This window comes from Rhodobacteraceae bacterium Araon29 (genome assembly GCA_039640505.1).
GTDB lineage: Bacteria > Pseudomonadota > Alphaproteobacteria > Rhodobacterales > Rhodobacteraceae > CABZJG01.
Genome location: CP046865.1, coordinates 1,257,339 through 1,276,312 on the forward strand (window position 1 = coordinate 1,257,339; position 18,974 = coordinate 1,276,312).

Below are 18,974 nucleotides of genomic sequence, written 5' to 3' on the forward strand. Positions count from 1 at the left end.
TTTGCTTGCTCCTTGCGGTGGTTTATTCAAAACCTATGAGATGAGACTGCACGAGGTGAAAAATGCTTTCGGGACTTCGTATTATTGAATTTGAAGCGCTAGGGCCGGCACCCTTTGCAGCTATGATGCTGGCTGATCTGGGCGCAGAAGTAATTGTCATTCACCGCAAATCTGGTGGAGATACCCCCGGCAAACCGTCAGAGAACATCCTTGATCGCGGCAAACGGTCAATTGCCCTGGATCTGAAATCTGCCGAAGACATTGCAATAGCGCGAAAGCTATTGTCGACAGCTGACGGTTTAATCGAAGGTTTTCGCCCCGGTGTGATGGAGCGCCTCGGCCTTGGGCCAGATGATATAGGGGCGCTCAACCCCAGCCTTGTGTATGGGCGCATGACCGGTTGGGGCCAATCGGGACCGCGCGCGCAGCAAGCCGGCCATGACCTGAACTATATTTCACTGACCGGGGCTTTATGGTATGCGTCAAACCCTAATGAGCCACCATTTACCCCGCCGACGCTTGTTGGTGATATTGGCGGCGGGGCGCTGTATCTGGTTGTCGGCATGCTTAGCGCCTTGATCAATGCGCGGCAAACGCATCAGGGCGCTGTGGTGGATGCGGCGATCGTCGACGGAACAGCCCATATGATGGCTTTGCTGCTGTCTTTGCGCAGCTCAGGCGGATTGAAAACCGAGCGCGGCCAAAGCACGTTGGATGGGCCGCATTGGAGCCGCTGTTATGCGTGCAAGGGCGGTGGATTTATATCCGTGCAATGCCTTGAGCCAAAATTCTATGCTGCTTTTTTGAAGCTGCTTGAGTTGGATCAGGATGTAGATTTTCTCAATCAGTTTGATAAATCCCTCTGGCCTGAATTAGGCGCGCGGCTTGGGGGTATTTTTGTTGGGCAGACCCAAGATTACTGGGCACAGGTGTTTGCGGGTACGGATGCCTGTGTCGCACCGGTCCTGTCGCCCGATGGCTCCACTAAAGACCCGCATATGGCGGCGCGCGGTATTTGGCAGCACATCCAAGGGCACTTGCAACCAGCCCCGGCACCGCGGTTTTCAACATGGGCCCCACAAGCCCCGGCGCAAATCCGTCCGAAAGACGCAGATCGCCAAGATATATTAGAAGAGCTAAGAAAGAGAGAAGCAGATGCCCCAAGATCACTCTGACCATGAGGTTTTAGACGGATTGCTGAAATCCCGGCATTCGTGCCGTGCATTCGAGCCAGGGATTGTCCCCAAAGAGGTGATTGAGCAAATACTTCGCACTGCGCAGCGGGTGCCGTCTTGGTGCAATTCACAGCCATGGAAAGTCACCGTGTGTCAGGGAAAAACCATGGCTGCACTAGGATCAGCGCTTTTAGAAGCGGCTCAAAAAGGCGTGCAGTCGCCCGATATTGATTTTCCCCAGCGCTACAGCGGTGAATATAAACACCGCCGTTCGGTCTGCGGTTGGCAGCTTTATGAAGCGGTTGGGGTCACCAAAGGAGACCGCGCGGCGTCCCTGCAGCAAATGATGGAAAACTATCGCTTTTTCGGTGCCCCGCATGTGGCGATTATCACCACACCAAAAGAGCTAGGAGCCTACGGCGCTGTTGATTGCGGTGCCTATGTCACGGCGTTTACGCTTGCCGCTCAGGCGCTCAGCATTGCCACTATACCGCAGGCAGCTATTGCAGGGTTGGCGCCAGTGGTGCGCGCGCAGCTCGATCTGCCCGAAGACCGGGATATTTTATGCGCTATATCGTTTGGCTATGCAGACCTTGATCATTCAGCCAATAAATTTCGCACCCATCGCGCCGGGCTCGATGAGGTGGTTACCTGGTGCGACTAAGCCAAAGCGTTGCTACAGGTTTAGGACTTGGCCGCAATGATCAGAATTTCAACCAAATGCTCTGGCGTGGCGAGCGCCGATTCGCCTGTGGCGCGCGCCGGTGCATGGCCCTCGGGAACCCAGGCATCCCAAACAGCGTTCATTTCGTCAAAGCTATCCATGGATGCCATCCATATCGTGGCGCTTAGGATTTGAGTTTTGTCGGATCCGGACTGTTCCAGCAGGCTTTCGATTTTTTCTAGGATCTCTTGGGTTTGGGCAGTCACTGATGTGCCTGGAGTGCCGACCTGACCAGCCAAATAGATAGTTTGGCCATGGATCACGGCTTGGCTCATGCGCTGACCTGTTGCAATACGTGTAATGGTTGTCATGTGTTTTCCTTTCTGATTTGAGTGTCGTCCGGCCGTTGAACTGCCGATTTATAGCGTGATTGGTTGTAGGATTTCAGGCTCGATGACCTGCGCTAAGGGCACTGCGCGCGCCAGCTCTTCTGCAGATTGTTCAAGTATCGGAAAAGTCCGGTAGTGGCAGGGAATGATGGTTTTAAAATTAAAAAACTTTGCCGCCGCATACCCCGCCCGCTTCATATCCATCGTAAAATGACCCCCGGATGCCAAGATGCCTATATCGGGTTCGTGAAGATCATTAAAAATGGCCATATCTGCCATCACGTCGGTGTCGCCTGAGACATAGATTGTATGATCTTCGGCTGATATCATAAACCCACATTCGCTGCCGATGCATTTTGGACCCTCAGCTGTGCCCATGGTGGAACTGTGCACTGCGTGCACCATGGTGACCGCCACATTGCCCAACATGACTGTTCCGCCTTTATTAAACCCGATGCCCTCTATCCCTTCTGTTTCCATCCAATGGCCAATAAGATCATATTGGCCGACAACGGGAATGTTGTTTTCTTTCGCCAGTGGCAGCGTGTCAGAAATATGATCAAAATGCCCGTGGGTTAAAAGAATATGCGTTGCGCCTTTTATAGCCTCTTCGTGCCGGTCAGCAGGCAACATGGGGTTGCCGGTGAGCCATGGATCAATCAATAATACCTGGTCTGCAATTTCGATGCGAAAAGAGGCATGTCCAAGCCAAAGTATTTTCATAGTGCTCTCCTGTTGGCGCAGAAAGGTTGTTCAAAGCTTGGGGGGCCTGCGGCCGATTTGCAAGTAACTTTAGCCTGAGATGCTGCGAACAACCAGTGCTCTCAGCGGTCTAAATTTGCCTCTGGCAGGAGTATTTGAACAAAGAAAAAGGATTAAGCCTATGGGCTGGTTTGTCTTTGTCGATGGCTATTGTGAGCGTTTGGATGCGGAGCTATTTGCTGAACCGGTTAATTTACTTAGCAACGGTGGGTTTTTGGTGGTGGCCTATTGGCTATGGCCGCGTGCACAGCGGGGTTCGGGCGCACGGACGCTGGTTATTTTGCTTGCAGCGATCGGTCTTGGCTAGGCACTTTTTCACAGCGTTGCGCAACGCTGGGCGGCGCTTGTGGATGTAACGCTCATTTTTCTGTTTGTGCTTTATTATTTTTATCTAGCCAACTGGCAGTTTTGGTAATTTTCACGTTTATTGTCCCTAGTGGGTGTGGCTTTGTTTTTTCCATACGCTGCCGCAGTGCTTTGGGTCTTTAAGGATATTGAGGGCTTGGGAAGCAGTCTTGGATATATGCCAGTGCCAATTTTGATTGCGGTTTATGCAATCGCTTTGCGGCGCAGGCGGCCGCAGGTAGCGCGCGGCCTATGGTTTGTGGCGGTACTTTTATATGTGCCTTTGGGATTTCGAACCGTAAACTTGCAGCTCTGCACAACTTGGCCGCAGGGCACGCATTTTTTATGGCATTTGATCAATGCTGCAATGTTGGGGTGGATGATTGAGGTTTATCCGCGCCATATGCTTGCAGGTGGCGGGCAGCAAGGGTAAAGGATTTAAACAGGTTTTTTGGGAGTTCCGGATGTCGATTGATACGGCTACAGCAGCCAAGGTTGCAAAACTTGCGCGGATCAGAGTAGAGGCGGATGCGCTTCCTGCTCTTGCGGATGAATTTAATATGATCCTTGGGTTTATCAATGAGCTTAATGAGGTCGATGTCAGCGATGTTGAACCGATGACATCAGTGACCCCGCAGCGTCTAAAGCGCCGCGAGGATGTAATTACTGAGGGCGATCAGCAAGCGGATGTGCTGTCCAATGCACCCGATACGCGAGAGGGATTTTTTGCGGTTCCAAAGGTGGTCGAATAATGGAAAACCTCAACAGTTTGACCCTTGCAAAGGGCCGCGATCTTTTGCGGAGCAAAGATATTACATCTGTAGAGTTAACCGAGGCCTGTTTGCGGGCCGCCGAGGGCAGCGGGGCGCTGAATGCGGTGGTTCACCATACTCCAGAGCTGGCGCTTGATCAGGCAGCTGCCGCCGATACACGTTTGGCACAGAGCGATGCTCCGTCCATGTGCGGCCTGCCGATTGGGATCAAAGATTTGTTTTGTACCAAAGGCGTGCCCAGTCAGGCCGCCAGCCGTATTCTAGACGGGTTCCGTCCCAAGTATGAAAGCACGGTGAGCCAAAACCTGTTTGACGCAGGCGCGGTCATGATCGGCAAGTTGAACATGGATGAGTTTGCCATGGGCTCTTCCAATGAAACCTCTATTTATGGCGATGCGGTCAATCCCTGGAAAGTGGATGACAAACAGCGTACCCCGGGCGGATCATCCGGGGGCTCTGCTGCCGCAGTGGCAGCAGATCTATGTTTGGCTGCCACCGGCACGGATACGGGCGGCTCAATCCGCCAACCCGCAGCCTTTGCTGGTATCGTCGGTATCAAACCAACCTATGGGCGCTGCTCACGGTGGGGAATTGTGGCGTTCGCCAGTTCGCTTGATCAGGCTGGCCCGATGACAAAATCGGTGCGCGATGCCGCGATTATGCTTGAGGCCATGTGCAGCCATGATCCCAAAGACAGCACCAGCGCCGAGTTAGAGGTGCCAAATTTTGAAGCGCTTCTCAGCGGTGATATCCGCGGTCAAAAGATCGGTATCCCCAAAGAGTATCGTTTAGATGGGATGCCGGATGAGATTGAAAAGCTATGGACAGACGGGGCTGCAATGCTGCGAGATGCCGGCGCTGAAGTGGTCGATGTCAGCCTGCCCCATACGAAATATGCGCTGCCTGCCTATTACGTGATTGCGCCTGCCGAAGCCTCATCGAATTTGGCGCGCTACGATGGCGTTCGCTTTGGACGCCGCGCGCAGCTGGATGCAGGTGATGGCATCACCGAAATGTATGAAAAGTCGCGCGCCGAAGGTTTTGGCGCTGAGGTTCAGCGGCGCATTATGATCGGGACATATGTTTTGTCAGCCGGGTTTTATGATGCTTACTATAATCGTGCGCGGCGTGTGCGGGCCTTGATCAAGAAAGACTTTGAGGATGTGTTTGCATCTGGTGTTGATGCGATTTTAACGCCAACAACGCCCTCGGCTGCGTTTGGACTTGGGGATATGGCTGAGGTTGATCCGGTTCAGATGTATCTTAACGATGTGTTTACGGTTACGGTTAATTTAGCCGGATTGCCCGGGATATCAGTACCTGCAGGGCTGGATGCACAAGGCTTGCCTTTGGGTTTGCAGCTTATCGGCAAGCCCTGGGAAGAAGGGGATTTGTTGAACACCGCTTATGCACTGGAAAGCGCTGCTGGCTTTACCGCAAAACCGAACAATTGGTGGTCATCTCTATAACGTGAGCAAAGGAAAGATTTGCATGCGAAAGGTTGTTTTATTCTGCGTTGCTTTGGGCTTTGCCGGCTGCGAGCCGACGATACCTGATAGTGGGCTTGAGGCTTTGCCGCCAAAATTGGCTGATACAACGGCCGCGGGGATTGCTGTGGTTGCCGATACAATTAATGTTTTGGAAGACACTGTGGCGCTTGTGGATGGAAATCCGGCTGAGGTCGAAGAAACAAGCTTGCCAAATGCCGCAAGTATCGCGCTTTCGGATGAAAATGACTTTGAGGCGGTCTCAAACCGGCAAACCATTGAAAGCGATGCCGAAAGATTGGCGATTAACCGTATGCAATATGTTCTCATTGAACCTACCGAATTGCCAGTGCGCCCGGGCACCGATATCCCAAATGTTGTAGAATATGCTCTGCTGACATCTAATCCAGTTGGCGCGCCTTTGTATCCACGCTCGGGATTGGTAAGCGAAAATAGCCACCTTTACAGATGTGGGCAATATACCTCTTCCACTGAGGCGCAAGAGGTATTTTTGAAGCGTGGCGGCCCAAAACGGGACTGGCTAGGGCTTGATCCGGATGGGGATGGCTTTGCTTGCACATGGGATCCTTTGCCCTTCCGTTTGGCGCTGCCAGAGGGTTGATCGCGCTGTGGTTTCTGCCAAAGCGATCAGTACAAAATAACGTTTAAGCGTTGACGAACATACCTAAGCAAATTACCCCCTAAGGCGCGCGGAGGGCTGGATGGCTGCGGGCCGTAAGGCTCGAGGAAAGTCCGGACTCCACAAAGTGACGGTGCCGGGTAACGCCCGGGCGGGGAAACCCGACGGAAAGCGCCACAGAAAGCAAACCGCCCGTGCTTGCACGGGTAAGGGTGAAAGGGTGGGGTAAGAGCCCACCGGGGGACTGGTAACAGTGTCCGCATGGCAAGCCCCACTGGGAGCAATGCCGAATAGGAACCTTGTGCGGGTTGATCGGTTCGCCGATATCACCGCAGGGCCGCTTTGGCCCAAGGGTTCGGGTTGGCAGCTAGAGGCGCAGGAGCAATCCTGCGTTTAGAGGAATAGTCATCCAAGGGGGTAACCCTGGGACAGAATCCGGCTTATAGGCCCTCCGCGCATCTTTTTTGAGGGTTTCAGACTAAGAGCTTCGAATTCTGTCCTATCATGGTTGACAGTGGCGTCAGCATCGCTAAAAGGCAGGCTTCAGGATAGAATTTCACCGGCCGTAGAACTGGCCGACGCAGGAGACGAAAAATGGCGAAGCCGACCACAATTAAAATCCGCCTAAACTCGACCGCGGACACTGGACACTTTTATGTGACCAAGAAAAACGCGCGCACCATGACCGAAAAAATGGTGGTCCGGAAATATGATCCGGTTGTGCGTAAGCATGTCGAATATAAAGAGGGTAAAATTAAATAACCTTTACGACATCGTTTTTATGAAAAGCCGCGCAGACATCTGGGCGGCTTTTGTTATTTTAGGACTTCTTAAAATGAAAGATTGCATATTTTGCCGTATTGCAAATGGGGTGGAACATGCCGCTGTCATATGCGAAACCTCTGAGCTTATGGTCTTTGCCGACCATAACCCCATTCGCGAATCGCATGTTCAAATCATCCCAAAGGATCATATTGTCTGTTTTGAGGATTTGCCAAAATCACTGGCCGGCCAGATTATGTTTATCGGGCAAAAAATTGCAAAGGCCCAAAAGCAGATTTATGGTATTGAGCGCGTTGGGTTTATTTTTTCTGGACATGATGTTGCCCATTGCCATGCTCATGTCGTCCCATTGCATGATAAAGATGACATTACATCGCGGCGGTATTTTGCATCGGGGGATGTAAGATATGCAAAGCGGAAATTTTTAGCGCCATTTGAGCTTGCCCAAGCCTGTGAAAAACTTCGTCATGCACTTTTGCACTCTTAAACGAAAAAGGCCGGACACTATACCCGGCCTTTTGGAATAATGAGGTAAGCGCCTCTATTCTTGGTTGCCCATAAGCGACAGTAGAAATTGGAACATGAGAATGAAGTCCATATAAAGGCTCAGCGCGCCATGGATTGCTGACTTGTCCAGCCATTCCTGATCACCATGATGTGCATGCGCAAGATATGTATTCTTGATATTCTGTGTATCATAAGCGGTTAGGCCGGCGAACACTAGCACACCAATAATGGAAATCGCAAATTGTACGGCACCTGAATCAAGGAAAATGTTGATAATTGATGCAACTAAAATACCGATCACGCCCATCATCAGGAAAGAACCCCATCCAGAGATGTCTTTCTTTGTCGTGTAACCCCAAAGCGACAGACCAGCAAATGCAATGGCTGTTACAAGAAATATTTGTACAATTGAGTAGCTCGTATAGACGATAAATATCGAGCTAAGCGAAACTCCCATTAAAGTAGCAAACACAAAGAAATACAACTGCGCTGCGCTGGCTGAGGCCCGCTTCATTACCGCGCCAAGACCAAAGATCATCGCCAGTGGTGCAAACATAATCACCCACTTCAAGGCAGAGATATAAATCGCTGCACCAAAGGATGTCAGCATGGTGCCGTTTTGAGCAACTTGAGCAACGGCGTTCGCCGGATCAGTCGTGGTTGCCAAACCTGCGATGGCCCATGCGGCCAAAGCCGTGATCAACATACCAATGGACATGGTGCTGTAGACTTTATTCATATGGGCGCGCAGGCCCTCGTCAATCTCAGCGGCGCGGGCGCCGACTGCGGGTTGTACGGTTTTATATTCTGCCATTTTAGCCTCCGGTTCGTCACAATATAGGGGGCCCCGCGCGATGCGAGATCCGTTATAATAGATATTGGCAAACCTATAGCGGGTTTCAAGATGAGAAAATAGCTGTTTTGTCAATTTTTCTCAATGCGCGAACATTTTTAAAGAGTAATGACCACTTTTCCGGTAGATTTGCGCGTGCGCAGCAGGTCCAAACCCTCCGCTGCCTGTTCAAAGGGCAATATATGGCTGATATGCGGCTTCAGCCGCCCGGCCTGATACCAGTCTATTAGGATTTTGAGGCTCTCGGTCAGGACCTTTGGTTTAAAGCGCATATATCCGCCCCAATTGACACCTTGAACAGTGATGTTTTTTACCATCATGTGATTGGCGGCGATGGGCGGCACTGTACCACTGGCAAAGCCGATGACAATCATGCGCCCATCAGGATTACAGGCGCGAAAAGCTGCGGCGAATTGATCGCCGCCAACGGGGTCATACACTACATCCGCGCCGCCAAGTGCTTTGACTGCTTTGCGCAAATCTGTGGTTTCTGGGTCGATCAAATGATCAGCCCCGGCGGCCGCAGCGATATCTAGCCGTTTTTGGCCACGGGCCGCGGCAATAACTGTGGCGCCCATCAATTTACCCAGTTCAACCGCCGTAAGCCCGACGCCGCCAGCCGCCCCAAGCACAAGCAAGGTTTCGCCTGGCTGCAAGCGGGCCTTGTAGTCCAAGGCCACGTGACTTGTCCCATAAGCAATTTGAAATCCTGCGGCTTCTATGGTCGGAACGGCCTCTGGCAAAGGCAGGCACCGGGTGGCATCAAAGCAGCCATATTGCGCCAATCCGCCCTGACCGCTATAGACTGCAACCCGCGTTCCAATTGCTGGCCCTGTTGTTTTTGGTCCCAAGGCGTCGACAATACCCACCAATTCTAATCCGAGGGTGAAAGGCACTGGCGGGGTGTCCTGATACGTTCCTTTGATCATCAAAAGGTCAGCAAAGTTCAAGCCGCAGGCAAGTATTTTTAATCGAACTTGGCCTGAAGCCGGATTTGGAGTTTCAAGGTTGCTAACCTGTGGGTTTTGCCCCAGCTGTGTGACTTGAATTGCCTGCATTTCATACTCACTTTTTGCTGCTGCATTTACTGCAATATCAGCAAGATTGAAATCAAATAGCCAAATATTTTGCAACCCCAAGCACATACCCGCAAAAATTGAGCAAAATATTTTTGCGATTCGCTTAGGTTTCTTTAAGCTCTTGCGTGATTAGATGGTTCTGATATGATCGAATTGCGTTGACGGGATGCGCGACGCAATAATTTTCAAAATCGGGCGATGATCGCGCGATGACACACCTCTTAATTAAAAGAGGGGAGCAAAAAGGAATATTATATGGCGCACCCAGTTGATCTACATGTGGGTAAACGAATTCGTCAACGCCGTTGGTTGGTTGGCATGACTCAGCAGCAATTGGCTGAGCAAGTTGGTATAAAATTCCAACAAATCCAAAAATATGAAACAGGTGCGAACAGGGTCAGTGCGTCACGGCTTTGGGATATTTCGGAAGCTATGGAAGTTCCGGTAAACTTCTTTTTCGAAGGCATTGAGCACGAAGTGGCAGCTACTGGTTCTAATGAATCTGTTCCAGCGGATTTAATGGGTGACAAAGAGGCCTTGGATTTGGTTCGGTCTTATTACTCAATTCCAGAGAATCAACGCCGTCGTTTGTTTGACCTTGCACGGGTTCTGAGTGACGTTGCTTAAACCAGCCTGCATATGGGGCGGGCGTCTTTAAAAGGGCAATAAGCGTCTATGAGCATGTCAGATAGCTTGCGCAATCCCATTTCTGAGGATGAACAAACAAACTTAATCGCCGTGGCCCACGAAATGGCAGAGGCTGCAAAAGTGGCCATATTACCCTATTTTAGGGGCTCTGATCTAACATTGGAAAACAAGGATGCCGCAGGTTTTGATCCTGTTACTGCTGCCGATAAGGCGGCAGAACAGGCGATGCGAGACGTTCTTGCGACAAAGCGCCCTCAAGATGGAATTTGGGGTGAAGAGTTCGGCCGATCGCCCGGGGTGTCGGGGTTAAGCTGGGTTCTTGATCCCATTGATGGCACACGTGGGTTTATCAGCGGCACCCCCACATGGGGGGTCCTAATCGCTCTTTCCGATCAGTCCGGCCCGCTTTTGGGCATTATAGATCAGCCTTACATTGGCGAGCGGTTTATTGGCGGGTTTGGCCAAGCTTACTATACTGGCCCTTTGGGGCAGCGTACTCTGGCGGCGCGGTCAGCGAATAGGGTGGATCAAGCAACGCTGTTTTCAACATACCCTGAGATCGGCACCAAAAAGGATTACCAAGGGTTTCGCGCTGTGGCCGATCACGCCAATTTAGTGCGCTATGGCGTTGATTGCTACGCCTATGCCTTGCTGGCCGCTGGGCAGATTGATTTGGTGATTGAAGCGGGTCTAAACGCCTATGATATTCAGGCACCGATCGCGGTCGTTGAGGCGGCAGGTGGATTGGTGACGAATTGGCAAGGCGGCCCTGCGCATCTTGGCGGTCAGGTGGTGGCTTGCGCCAGTCAAGATTTGCTCAACGAAGTTCTGCCGTTACTTGCGCCCTATGCGGTTGCGGCCAAATAAAATGCAAGATCTCATCGTTCAAAATGCTGATCACATCCTAACGATGGATGACCAGCGCCTAGAATTGCGCGGCGCTGACATCCGTATTCGGGGCGGCCAAATCATCGAATTGGGTCAGAATCTTGCGGTGAAAAACGGCGATGAGCTTGTTGATGCGCGCGGCTGTGTGATTACACCGGGGTTGGTCAACACGCACCATCATCTGTATCAAACCCTGACCCGCGCTGTACCCAAGGCGCAGAATGCTTTGCTTTTTGGATGGCTGCAAACGCTCTATCCGATCTGGGCGCGTTTTGGTCCGGATGAAATGCGCGTATCCGCTATGGTGGGCTTAGCTGAATTGGCCCTATCTGGCTGTACGCTTAGCTCGGATCATCTTTATCTTTATCCAAACGGCGCGCGGCTTGATGATACCATCGAGGCCGCGCATGAGGTTGGTATCCGGCTTTTTGCCACCCGTGGTTCCATGAGCATCGGCGAAAGCGATGGTGGTTTGCCGCCTGATGATCTGGTTGAGAAAGAAGACGACATCCTAAAAGACTGTATCCGTGTGATTGATCGCTTTCATGACCGTGATCCGTCCGCGCTTATTCGGGTTGGTATCGCACCGTGTTCGCCCTTTTCGGTCAGCCGCGATTTGATGCGCGAGGCGGCGCTGTTGGCGCGTGATAAGTCGGTTCATCTGCATACGCATCTGGCCGAAAACCAAGAGGATATTGATTACTCATTAGAAAAATTCGGCTGTCGCCCGGGGCAATATGCACAGGATTTAGGCTGGGTTGGCCCAGATGTCTGGCACGCGCATTGTGTCAAACTTGACGCCTCAGAGCAGGCGCTTTTTGCAGAAACCAAAACGGGCGTGGCCCATTGTCCTTGCTCAAATTGCCGATTGGGATCAGGCATCGCGCCGATTAGGCAGATGCGAGATCGCGGGGTGCCCGTTGGTTTGGGCGTTGATGGATCTGCCAGCAATGACAGCAGCAATTTAATTCTTGAAGCGCGCCAAGCGATGTTGCTGCAGCGTGTGGCGTTTGGTGCCGATGCGATGTCGGCCCGCGAAGCATTGGAACTGGCCACCCGTGGAGGCGCCGATATTTTGGGCCGGCCGGAATGCGGTAGGCTTGCACCGGGCAAACGCGCCGATCTGGCCATATGGGATGTCTCAGGCTTAGAGACTGCCGGAAGCTGGGACCCGGCAGCGCTTTTGCTCGCCGGCCCTATGACAGTGAAACATCTCTTTGTGGAAGGACAGCAGATTATCCGCGATCATGCCTTTACAAAGCTTGACTTGCCAGCCGTTATTGCCGAGCAAAACCGGTTGGCACGAAACCTGATGTGATCAAAACTATTTTAGGTTTGGATCACAAAGCTGCCGCAATAATTTTTGTCTCATACTCTACAGTGATCTGACCATCGGCATCACCGGATGCGGAAAGCAGCGCATTGAGCGCAGCCTCTGTCGCCTCTGGGTTGGCTTTACGAGCAGCTTGATAGCGGGTTGAAGATTGGGCTATTTGTTTAAAACCCTTGGGCGATATTTTACGCACCCAAGGATAGCGCTCGGTGCTCACTTGGCTAAATCCGGCCTCTTTGGCCTCACCCGCGCTGTCAAAGCCGCGATAATGCCGCGAGTAATTTGGCGACAGCCGTTCAAGTAAATCTTCATAGCCAGCAAGAAACGCACTTCGTTTCCAATTGCGATTGTTTTCGATCAGGAAAAGCACGCCGCTTGGGGATAAAGCCCGCAAGGCTTCCCTAAAAAAGGCGGCCCTTCAAACCAATGTACCGCTTGCGCGACAGTTATGATATCTGCGCTCTGCTCAGCAAGAGGAAGGTCTTCGGCAGGGCAAACTGCATAGCATATTCCAGCGTTACCTGCATTTTTAGCGGCGGAAACCATGTCTGCGTTGATATCAAACCCCAAAATTTTGGTATTTGGAAACAATGCGCCAAGTTGCCGCGTCAATTTTCCCGTGCCGCAACCGATATCGCAAATCAGGTGTGGTATCGGGCAATGCTGTTTTATAAGCTCTAACGCGGCTAGGGGATACTGTGGCCGCGCAGCTTCATAGTCCTTCTGCAATCCGGAAAAGGCGCTTTTTCTGTGGTTGCCGTCTTGGTGATACGTTTTCATAAGAAAGTGTCAAATATTTGGTTATGAAATTATAAAATTCTCTAGCGGAAAATAACAAAGCAAATGTGTAACCGTGCGCTGACCTTAGCACGAGAAATCTGTCATTCATAGAATGCATACAATGGAAGCGGTCAACTTCGGGCCGAGAAAATGATGGATAAGGTCAGTGCTATGTGGGCGTCTTTACCAAATTTCCCTGCACCCAAACCGCGTGAATGGCGCGGTCGTCGCCCATCATAATGGTTGGGAACAATGCGCTCCATAGGTCATCGGCTCGAACTGCTCGTTGAGAAATTGCCGGAGTTGATTGCAGATCCAACACCACGATATCTGCAAACTTACCCGGATCAAGTGTGCCGATTTGCGGATCAAGGTGCAGGGCTTTGGCCGATCCCGCAGTGGCTAGCCACATCAGTTCGGCAGGATGCAGCACGGTGCCGTTTAACTGGCCAATCTCATAGGCGCTAGCCATGGTGCGCAGCATCGAAAAACTGGACCCGCCGCCAGTGTCGGTGGCCAGTCCAATGCGCTGACCTGCCGCCATAAGCCCACCCATGTCAAAGAGGCCTGAGCCAATGAAAGCATTCGATGTCGGGCAATGCACCAGCGCCGCGCCAACTTCTTTTAGGCGATCTTTTTCGCGTGGCTCAAGATGGATCGCATGGCCATAAACGCCGCGCTCACCCAGAAGGCCGTAACGTTCATAAGTGTCCAGATAATCGCGGGCCTTTGGAAACAATGCCCGCACCCATTCGATCTCATCGACTTGCTCGCTCAGGTGGGTTTGCATAAGGCATTCGGGGTGCTCTGCCCAAAGCGCACCCAAAGCGGCAAGCTGTTCGGGTGAAGAGGTGGGGGAAAACCGTGGCGTGATGGCATAGTTCAACCGGTCTTTGCCATGATATTTCTGCAGTAATGCTTTGCTGTCATCATAAGCTGCTTGCGGCGTGTCACACAGGCCTTCGGGGGCATTTCGGTCCATGCAGGTTTTACCCGCAACCACACACAAACCGCGTTTGGCGGCAGCCTCGAAGAGCGCGCTGACGCTGACCGGGCTGATGGTGCAGTAGCTGGAAAGGGCGGTGGTGCCATGGGACAGTGCTAAATCCAGATAACGTTCGGCAATTGTGGCGGCATAGTGCGGATCATCAAAGCGCATTTCTTCCGGAAATGTATAGGTATTCAGCCAGTCAATCAGCCGCTTGCCCCAACTGGCGATGATGGCTGTTTGCGGATAATGCACATGGGCATCGACAAATCCCGCAACCAGCAGTTTGTCGCCGTAATCGATGACCTCGGCCCGGGGGTGAGCCGCGCGTAATTCATCGCCAGCGCCGATGGCTTTAATTTTTCCCGCACGGATTAAAATACCGCCCTTACTGTCGGTTTGCGTGGCAGCCTCTCCGCCTTGTTCAAACGGGTTATCCACGAAGCGCAGGGTTTGCCCGAGCAAAAGTATGTCGCAGGTGCTTGCAGCCATGGTTTAATTACGCTTTCTTGTGAATGTTAGCGAATTTACCATAAAGATCATCTCAGGCCCCGTAAACTAGGGGATTGTCATTGTTTTTTTGTAACTGTTGTTAGTATCAAGGTCGCAACGTGCGAAAGGTCCTACCATGCAAAACCAAGACAGCTTAATGGCGCCAGATCATGATGCAAATGGGGCTGCCTATGTGCTTGACCGCCGCGCTGTTTCAGCCATCCTTTATGCGGTTGAAGTGCAGGACCGAGAGCAACTGATCACATTGATTGAACCGTTGCACGCCGCTGATGTGGCCGATCTTTTAGAACAAATCACAGCTTATGACCGCCGCCGGCTTATTGCGCTTTATGACCGCGAATTTGATGGTGACATTCTGGCCGAGCTTGACGAAGGGCTACGCGAAGAGGTTGTCACGCTTCTGTCACCCGAAGTGCTAGCAGGTGCGGTGCGAGAGCTGGAAAGCGATGAGGTTGTCGATCTTTTAGAAGATTTGGAAACACCTCAGCAAGAGGCAATCCTCAAGGCTCTAGATGACAGTGACCGTATCGCTGTTGAGCAATCTCTCACCTATCCGGAATTTTCTGCCGCCCGTTTGATGCAGCGCGAAGTGGTATTCGCACCGGAGCATTGGACCGTTGGTGAAGCCATTGACCACCTTCGAAACGCAGAGGAACTGCCCGAGCAATTCTATCATGTAATCCTTGTGGATCCCAAAATACATCCAATCGGCAATGTCACACTTGGCCGGTTGATGTCGTCGCAGCGCGACATGCCGCTTATGTCCATTAAAGAAGAAACCTTTCGCACCATACCGGCCGCGCAAGATGAAGAAGATGTGGCCTATGCGTTTAATCAATACCATTTAATTTCTGCACCCGTGGTAAATTCCGATGGGCGGCTCATCGGTGTTATAACCATTGATGACGCGATGGCCGTGCTTGATGAAGAACACGAAGAAGATATCCTTAGGCTTGCTGGGGTCGGTGATAACAGGCTGAGCGACACGGTGCTTGAAACCACGCGCCAGCGGTTTCCATGGCTGGCGGTAAATTTGATCACGGCAGTGGGTGCTTCGTTGGTCATTGCCCAGTTCGAAGCAACGATAGCGCAGTTTGTTGCGCTGGCGGTCCTGATGCCAATCATTGCCTCGATGGGCGGCAATGCTGGCACTCAGAGTCTGACCATTGCAGTGCGCGCTATTGCCACCAAAGACCTTACGGGGTCCAATTTTTTACGTATTATTCGACGCGAAGCCTTGGTTGGTTTGATCAACGGGGCAGTGTTTGCCGTGGTGATGGGGGTCATCGGTGTGATCTGGTTCGGATCCCCGCAATTGGGGTATGTGATCGCCTTGGCCATGGTGATCAATTTGCTCATCGCCGGGCTTGCCGGAACCGGTGTGCCAATATTGCTTGATAAGCTGGGGATTGATCCAGCGCTGGCATCGGGTGCATTTGTGACCACGGTGACAGATGTGGTCGGCTTTTTTGCCTTTCTCGGGCTTGCAGCCTTGGTGCTGTTTTGAGCGCGCTTGATGCGGCGAAAGCAGCGGCGCGTAAGGCGGCGTTTTCACGCCGGAAATTGGCGCACGCAGCCGATAGCGGAACCGGCGCAGGGCTGTTATCATCGGTTCTTGCGGGGTATCGCGGGGTGCCTTTGGCCGGCTATATGCCAATTCGCAGTGAAATTGACCCACGCCCGGCGATGGAAGAGTCCAGTGCGCATGGCGTCGTTGGGGTGCCGGTGATCGAGGCGGCGGGCGCACCGCTGAAATTTTCCAACTGGGAACCCGGCTGCCAGATGAAAGAGGGTCCCTTTGGTGCAAAAGTACCTGCAATGGATGCGTTTTTCGAACCTGAAGTGGTGATCGTGCCCTTGGTTGCATTTGATCGGCGCGGTGGCCGTTTAGGTTATGGCGGCGGCTTTTATGACCGAACGCTTGAGCTGTTGCGCAGCAGGCGCGCGACACTGGCAATCGGCTTTGCCTACGCGGCTCAAGTGGCTGAGGTATTGCCGTTAGAGCCCACTGATCAGCCTTTGGATATGATCGTAACTGAAACGGAGATTATTGAACTCTCGGGAAGGAAATCATGAGCGTTTTGCATGACTATAGTGCCACCATTACGTGGACCGGAAACCGTGGTGTGGGAACATCGCGCTATAACGCCTATGACCGCAGTTGGGATTTGGCCAGCCCCGGAAAGCCAGTGCTCCAATGCTCAAACGATCCGTTATTGGGTGGAAATGCATCTCTCTATAATCCCGAAGATATGCTGATTGCGGCGCTTAGTGCTTGTCATATGCTCTGGTATCTGCATTTGGCCTCGGATGCGGACATCATTATTGAAAGCTATAAAGACTCCCCATCAGCTCAAGGCGAAACCTTGAAAAATGGGGCCAGCCGGTTTGTTTCTGCAACCCTAAAGCCCGAAATTAGCCTGCGCGCTGGCGCAGATTTTGAACGAGCAGACCAACTGCATCATCAGGTACATCATTTTTGCTTCATTTCGCGGTCGGTTAATTTTCCAGTAAATTATGCAGCAAAATATTCGCTTGTTTAATACCAGTTTTTCTTGCGCTTTGCCGCGTTGACCCCTAGGGCTGATAGCTATGAGAATATTGTTTTTGGGTGATGTGATGGGCCGTGCGGGACGCACGGCAGTCAGCGAGCATCTCGGCCGTCTACGCGCCGAGCTCAAGCTTGATATTGTCATAGTGAACGGTGAAAATGCCACCAGTGGATCGGGGCTCAGCCCAGATCATGCCAAAGTGCTTTTGCAAGCGGGCGCTGATTGTATCACCCTTGGTGATCATGCCTTTGATCAAAAGGATATGCTGAGCTTTATTGAACAAGAGCCACGGATTATAAGGCCGCTCAATTTTGCCAAATCGGCGCCTGGGCGGGGTGTCTACATCGCCTCTGATGCCCGCGGCCGCCGGGTTTTGGTCACGCAGGTCTTGGGGCAGGTCTTTATGAAACGCCCGTTTGATGACCCCTTCAGTGCGCTGGATGAGGTGTTGCGCCGCCATCCGCTTGGCGGGCAAATTCAAGCCAGCATTGTTGATATTCATTGTGAGGCAACTTCGGAAAAAATGGCCGTCGGGCATTTTTGCGATGGCAAGGTGAGTGCCGTGGTGGGAACGCATACTCATGTGCCAACAGCTGACGCAATGATTTTGCCCTCTGGTAGCGCATATCAAAGTGATGCTGGCATGTGTGGTGACTACAATAGTGTCATCGGCATGGACAAAGCCGAGCCGCTGCGCCGGTTTATCACGGGAATGTCCAAGGCCCGCTTCACACCAGCGGCAGGCGAAGCAACACTTTGTGGGCTTTATGTGGAAACGGATGACGCCACGGGTCTGGCGCAGAACGTCAATATGATCCGCGTTGGTGGCCGATTGGCCCAAAGCACCCCGTGACTCTCGCCCGAGTATGGCCGTTCTTAGTATTGCTGGCTATGGGTGCCGGCTGGGGCATGACCATTCCTTTAACGAAGATTGCTGTCTCAACCGGTTATCAACATTTTGGTTTGATATTTTGGCAATTGGCAATCTGTTCTGTCCTCTTGGGCGTTGTACAAACGCTGCGAGGTAGATGGCCTAAAGTCACTCCGGCAAACCTAAGGCTTTTTCTGATAATTGCCCTCGTAGGAACAATTCTGCCGAATTCTGCGTCTTATACCGCCGCAATCTATTTGCCCGGTGGCGTATTGAGTATTTTGATTTCAACAGTACCAATGTTTGCTTTTCCCATTGCCCTGATGATGGGGAACGATCGTTTTCAACTCCGGCGGTTAGGGGGGTTGGTCTTAGGGTTTATCGGCGTTTTGATTCTCATCGGACCTGAGGCGCGGCTATCGGAAAGCGCCACTATCGGCTTTATCCTTTTGGGATTGGTGGCACCACTTTTTTACGGCTTTGAGGGAAATTATGTGGCGAAATATGGCACCCAAGGGCTTGATCCTGTGGAGACCTTGCTCGGCGCCTGTATTTTAGGGATAATTTTAATCTTCCCTACAACCCTTGCTAGCGGACAATGGATAGACCTCAGGCTGCCTTGGTCGGCGCCTGATTATGCGCTCTTTGTATCCTCACTGCTGCATGTATTTGTCTATACCACCTATGTTTGGCTGGTTGGCCGCGTAGGATCGGTTTTTGCGTCGCAAGTGAGCTATGCTGTTACGTTATTTGCGGTTTTCTGGTCCATCATCCTTTTGGGTGAGCGCCCGGGCCTTTGGTTCTGGGGCGCTTTGCTAATCATGCTTTTAGGTATGTTTTTGGTTGCGCCCCGGCGGCAAACTGCGAGTATAGACTAAAGAGGGCTGCGCAGTGTTGGAAACAGTGAATATTTTACCCGCGTTGACGGCGTTAGCTGTTGTTGC

Annotated in this window: 22 protein-coding genes, 1 other RNA gene and 1 pseudogene; 17 read left to right on the plus strand and 7 right to left on the minus strand. The window is 52.0% G+C overall.

Annotated features, from left to right (window positions below):
- Positions 1 to 62: 62 nt before the first annotated feature.
- Both GN278_05850 and GN278_05855 read left to right on the plus strand, forming a co-directional pair.
- Positions 63 to 1,175 (plus strand): CoA transferase, encoded by a 1,113-nt coding sequence (locus GN278_05850; GenBank protein XAT60385.1) that lies wholly within the window; start codon positions 63 to 65, stop codon positions 1,173 to 1,175.
- Positions 1,156 to 1,839: a nitroreductase gene (locus GN278_05855; protein XAT60386.1), complete on the plus strand. Its 684-nt coding sequence runs from the start codon at positions 1,156 to 1,158 to the stop codon at positions 1,837 to 1,839. The genes GN278_05850 and GN278_05855 overlap by 20 nt, the downstream gene beginning before the upstream one ends.
- A gap of 20 nt (positions 1,840 to 1,859) precedes the next feature.
- On the opposite strand, the gene GN278_05860 is transcribed toward GN278_05855, so the two are convergent.
- Both GN278_05860 and GN278_05865 read right to left on the minus strand, forming a co-directional pair.
- Positions 1,860 to 2,210, minus strand: coding sequence for a RidA family protein (locus tag GN278_05860; protein ID XAT60387.1), 351 nt, complete (start codon positions 2,208 to 2,210; stop codon positions 1,860 to 1,862).
- Positions 2,211 to 2,258: 48 nt separating this feature from the next.
- Positions 2,259 to 2,951, minus strand: a complete 693-nt coding sequence (locus GN278_05865; protein XAT60388.1) for a metal-dependent hydrolase — start codon at positions 2,949 to 2,951, stop codon at positions 2,259 to 2,261.
- 160 nt (positions 2,952 to 3,111) lie between these two features.
- On the opposite strand from GN278_05865, the pseudogene GN278_05870 reads away from it, so the two are divergent.
- From GN278_05870 to GN278_05900, 7 genes and pseudogenes are all read left to right on the plus strand, one after another.
- Positions 3,112 to 3,768, plus strand: a pseudogene (locus tag GN278_05870) (hypothetical protein).
- Between the two features lie 31 nt (positions 3,769 to 3,799).
- Positions 3,800 to 4,087 (plus strand): Asp-tRNA(Asn)/Glu-tRNA(Gln) amidotransferase subunit GatC, encoded by a 288-nt coding sequence (gene gatC, locus GN278_05875; GenBank protein XAT60389.1) that lies wholly within the window; start codon positions 3,800 to 3,802, stop codon positions 4,085 to 4,087.
- Positions 4,087 to 5,577, plus strand: a complete 1,491-nt coding sequence (gene gatA / locus GN278_05880; protein ID XAT60390.1) for an Asp-tRNA(Asn)/Glu-tRNA(Gln) amidotransferase subunit GatA — start codon at positions 4,087 to 4,089, stop codon at positions 5,575 to 5,577. Before gatC ends, gatA begins: the two co-directional genes overlap by 1 nt.
- A 22-nt stretch (positions 5,578 to 5,599) precedes the next feature.
- Complete coding sequence (locus tag GN278_05885; GenBank protein XAT60391.1) at positions 5,600 to 6,217, plus strand: hypothetical protein; 618 nt, start codon at positions 5,600 to 5,602, stop codon at positions 6,215 to 6,217.
- Between the two features lie 88 nt (positions 6,218 to 6,305).
- Positions 6,306 to 6,694, plus strand: an RNA gene (rnpB, locus tag GN278_05890) — RNase P RNA component class A.
- 135 nt (positions 6,695 to 6,829) lie between these two features.
- Entirely contained in the window at positions 6,830 to 6,997 is a 168-nt protein-coding gene (gene rpmG / locus GN278_05895; protein XAT60392.1) for a 50S ribosomal protein L33, read from the plus strand.
- Entirely contained in the window at positions 6,945 to 7,505 is a 561-nt protein-coding gene (locus tag GN278_05900; GenBank protein XAT60393.1) for an HIT domain-containing protein, read from the plus strand. The genes rpmG and GN278_05900 overlap by 53 nt, the downstream gene beginning before the upstream one ends.
- A gap of 54 nt (positions 7,506 to 7,559) precedes the next feature.
- Here the strand turns inward: GN278_05900 and GN278_05905 are convergent, their stop codons facing one another.
- Together GN278_05905 and GN278_05910 are read right to left on the minus strand one after the other, a co-directional pair.
- A complete protein-coding gene (locus tag GN278_05905; protein ID XAT60394.1) occupies positions 7,560 to 8,339 on the minus strand; it encodes a BAX inhibitor (BI)-1/YccA family protein in 780 nt (259 codons plus the stop codon).
- 137 nt (positions 8,340 to 8,476) lie between these two features.
- Entirely contained in the window at positions 8,477 to 9,436 is a 960-nt protein-coding gene (locus tag GN278_05910; protein XAT60395.1) for a zinc-binding dehydrogenase, read from the minus strand.
- A gap of 276 nt (positions 9,437 to 9,712) precedes the next feature.
- On the opposite strand from GN278_05910, the gene GN278_05915 reads away from it, so the two are divergent.
- From GN278_05915 to GN278_05925, 3 genes are read left to right on the plus strand one after another with little or no spacing between them, the layout of a single operon-like run.
- Complete coding sequence (locus GN278_05915) at positions 9,713 to 10,084, plus strand: helix-turn-helix domain-containing protein (GenBank protein XAT60396.1); 372 nt, start codon at positions 9,713 to 9,715, stop codon at positions 10,082 to 10,084.
- A 48-nt stretch (positions 10,085 to 10,132) separates the two neighbouring features.
- Positions 10,133 to 10,972: a histidinol-phosphatase gene (gene hisN / locus GN278_05920; GenBank protein ID XAT60397.1), complete on the plus strand. Its 840-nt coding sequence runs from the start codon at positions 10,133 to 10,135 to the stop codon at positions 10,970 to 10,972.
- A gap of 1 nt (position 10,973) precedes the next feature.
- Positions 10,974 to 12,311, plus strand: a complete 1,338-nt coding sequence (locus GN278_05925) for an 8-oxoguanine deaminase (GenBank protein ID XAT60398.1) — start codon at positions 10,974 to 10,976, stop codon at positions 12,309 to 12,311.
- Between the two features lie 22 nt (positions 12,312 to 12,333).
- Here the strand turns inward: GN278_05925 and GN278_05930 are convergent, their stop codons facing one another.
- The 3 genes from GN278_05930 to guaD form a co-directional block, all read right to left on the minus strand.
- The gene (locus GN278_05930; protein XAT60399.1) at positions 12,334 to 12,720 is read right to left on the minus strand and encodes a hypothetical protein; all 387 of its coding nucleotides are present in this window, start codon (positions 12,718 to 12,720) and stop codon (positions 12,334 to 12,336) included.
- Positions 12,684 to 13,106: a methyltransferase domain-containing protein gene (locus tag GN278_05935; protein ID XAT60400.1), complete on the minus strand. Its 423-nt coding sequence runs from the start codon at positions 13,104 to 13,106 to the stop codon at positions 12,684 to 12,686. Before GN278_05935 ends, GN278_05930 begins: the two co-directional genes overlap by 37 nt.
- Positions 13,107 to 13,275: 169 nt before the next feature.
- Positions 13,276 to 14,586 carry a guanine deaminase gene (gene guaD, locus GN278_05940; protein XAT60401.1) on the minus strand — a complete coding sequence of 437 codons (1,311 nt, stop codon included), beginning with the start codon at positions 14,584 to 14,586 and terminating at the stop codon, positions 13,276 to 13,278.
- A gap of 157 nt (positions 14,587 to 14,743) precedes the next feature.
- On the opposite strand from guaD, the gene mgtE reads away from it, so the two are divergent.
- Genes mgtE through GN278_05965 form a run of 5 tightly spaced genes read left to right on the plus strand, consistent with a single transcriptional unit; the run spans position 14,744 to position 18,908 of the window.
- The gene (gene mgtE / locus GN278_05945) at positions 14,744 to 16,114 is read left to right on the plus strand and encodes a magnesium transporter (GenBank protein XAT62562.1); all 1,371 of its coding nucleotides are present in this window, start codon (positions 14,744 to 14,746) and stop codon (positions 16,112 to 16,114) included.
- Entirely contained in the window at positions 16,111 to 16,683 is a 573-nt protein-coding gene (locus tag GN278_05950; GenBank protein ID XAT60402.1) for a 5-formyltetrahydrofolate cyclo-ligase, read from the plus strand. The genes mgtE and GN278_05950 overlap by 4 nt, the downstream gene beginning before the upstream one ends.
- Positions 16,680 to 17,150 (plus strand): OsmC family peroxiredoxin, encoded by a 471-nt coding sequence (locus GN278_05955; protein ID XAT60403.1) that lies wholly within the window; start codon positions 16,680 to 16,682, stop codon positions 17,148 to 17,150. Before GN278_05950 ends, GN278_05955 begins: the two co-directional genes overlap by 4 nt.
- 49 nt (positions 17,151 to 17,199) lie before the next feature.
- Positions 17,200 to 18,012, plus strand: coding sequence for a TIGR00282 family metallophosphoesterase (locus tag GN278_05960; GenBank protein XAT60404.1), 813 nt, complete (start codon positions 17,200 to 17,202; stop codon positions 18,010 to 18,012).
- Positions 18,009 to 18,908 carry an EamA family transporter gene (locus tag GN278_05965; GenBank protein ID XAT60405.1) on the plus strand — a complete coding sequence of 300 codons (900 nt, stop codon included), beginning with the start codon at positions 18,009 to 18,011 and terminating at the stop codon, positions 18,906 to 18,908. The genes GN278_05960 and GN278_05965 overlap by 4 nt, the downstream gene beginning before the upstream one ends.
- Positions 18,909 to 18,974 lie beyond the last annotated feature (66 nt).

Bases quoted from the DNA above. Each gene is read 5' to 3' on its own strand.
- GN278_05865 (XAT60388.1), bottom strand. From the start codon at position 2,951: ATGAAAATACTTTGGCTTGGACATGCCTCTTTTCGCATCGAAATTGCA.
- guaD (XAT60401.1), bottom strand. From the start codon at position 14,586: ATGGCTGCAAGCACCTGCGACATACTTTTGCTCGGGCAAACCCTGCGC.
- GN278_05955 (XAT60403.1), top strand. From the start codon at position 16,680: ATGAGCGTTTTGCATGACTATAGTGCCACCATTACGTGGACCGGAAAC.
- GN278_05960 (XAT60404.1), top strand. From the start codon at position 17,200: ATGAGAATATTGTTTTTGGGTGATGTGATGGGCCGTGCGGGACGCACG.
- GN278_05850 (XAT60385.1), top strand. From the start codon at position 63: ATGCTTTCGGGACTTCGTATTATTGAATTTGAAGCGCTAGGGCCGGCA.
- GN278_05860 (XAT60387.1), bottom strand. From the start codon at position 2,210: ATGACAACCATTACACGTATTGCAACAGGTCAGCGCATGAGCCAAGCC.
- gatC (XAT60389.1), top strand. From the start codon at position 3,800: ATGTCGATTGATACGGCTACAGCAGCCAAGGTTGCAAAACTTGCGCGG.
- hisN (XAT60397.1), top strand. From the start codon at position 10,133: ATGAGCATGTCAGATAGCTTGCGCAATCCCATTTCTGAGGATGAACAA.
- GN278_05935 (XAT60400.1), bottom strand. From the start codon at position 13,106: ATGAAAACGTATCACCAAGACGGCAACCACAGAAAAAGCGCCTTTTCC.
- GN278_05855 (XAT60386.1), top strand. From the start codon at position 1,156: ATGCCCCAAGATCACTCTGACCATGAGGTTTTAGACGGATTGCTGAAA.
- gatA (XAT60390.1), top strand. From the start codon at position 4,087: ATGGAAAACCTCAACAGTTTGACCCTTGCAAAGGGCCGCGATCTTTTG.
- GN278_05905 (XAT60394.1), bottom strand. From the start codon at position 8,339: ATGGCAGAATATAAAACCGTACAACCCGCAGTCGGCGCCCGCGCCGCT.
- mgtE (XAT62562.1), top strand. From the start codon at position 14,744: ATGGCGCCAGATCATGATGCAAATGGGGCTGCCTATGTGCTTGACCGC.
- GN278_05915 (XAT60396.1), top strand. From the start codon at position 9,713: ATGGCGCACCCAGTTGATCTACATGTGGGTAAACGAATTCGTCAACGC.
- GN278_05900 (XAT60393.1), top strand. From the start codon at position 6,945: ATGATCCGGTTGTGCGTAAGCATGTCGAATATAAAGAGGGTAAAATTA.
- GN278_05885 (XAT60391.1), top strand. From the start codon at position 5,600: ATGCGAAAGGTTGTTTTATTCTGCGTTGCTTTGGGCTTTGCCGGCTGC.
- GN278_05925 (XAT60398.1), top strand. From the start codon at position 10,974: ATGCAAGATCTCATCGTTCAAAATGCTGATCACATCCTAACGATGGAT.
- GN278_05910 (XAT60395.1), bottom strand. From the start codon at position 9,436: ATGCAGGCAATTCAAGTCACACAGCTGGGGCAAAACCCACAGGTTAGC.
- rpmG (XAT60392.1), top strand. From the start codon at position 6,830: ATGGCGAAGCCGACCACAATTAAAATCCGCCTAAACTCGACCGCGGAC.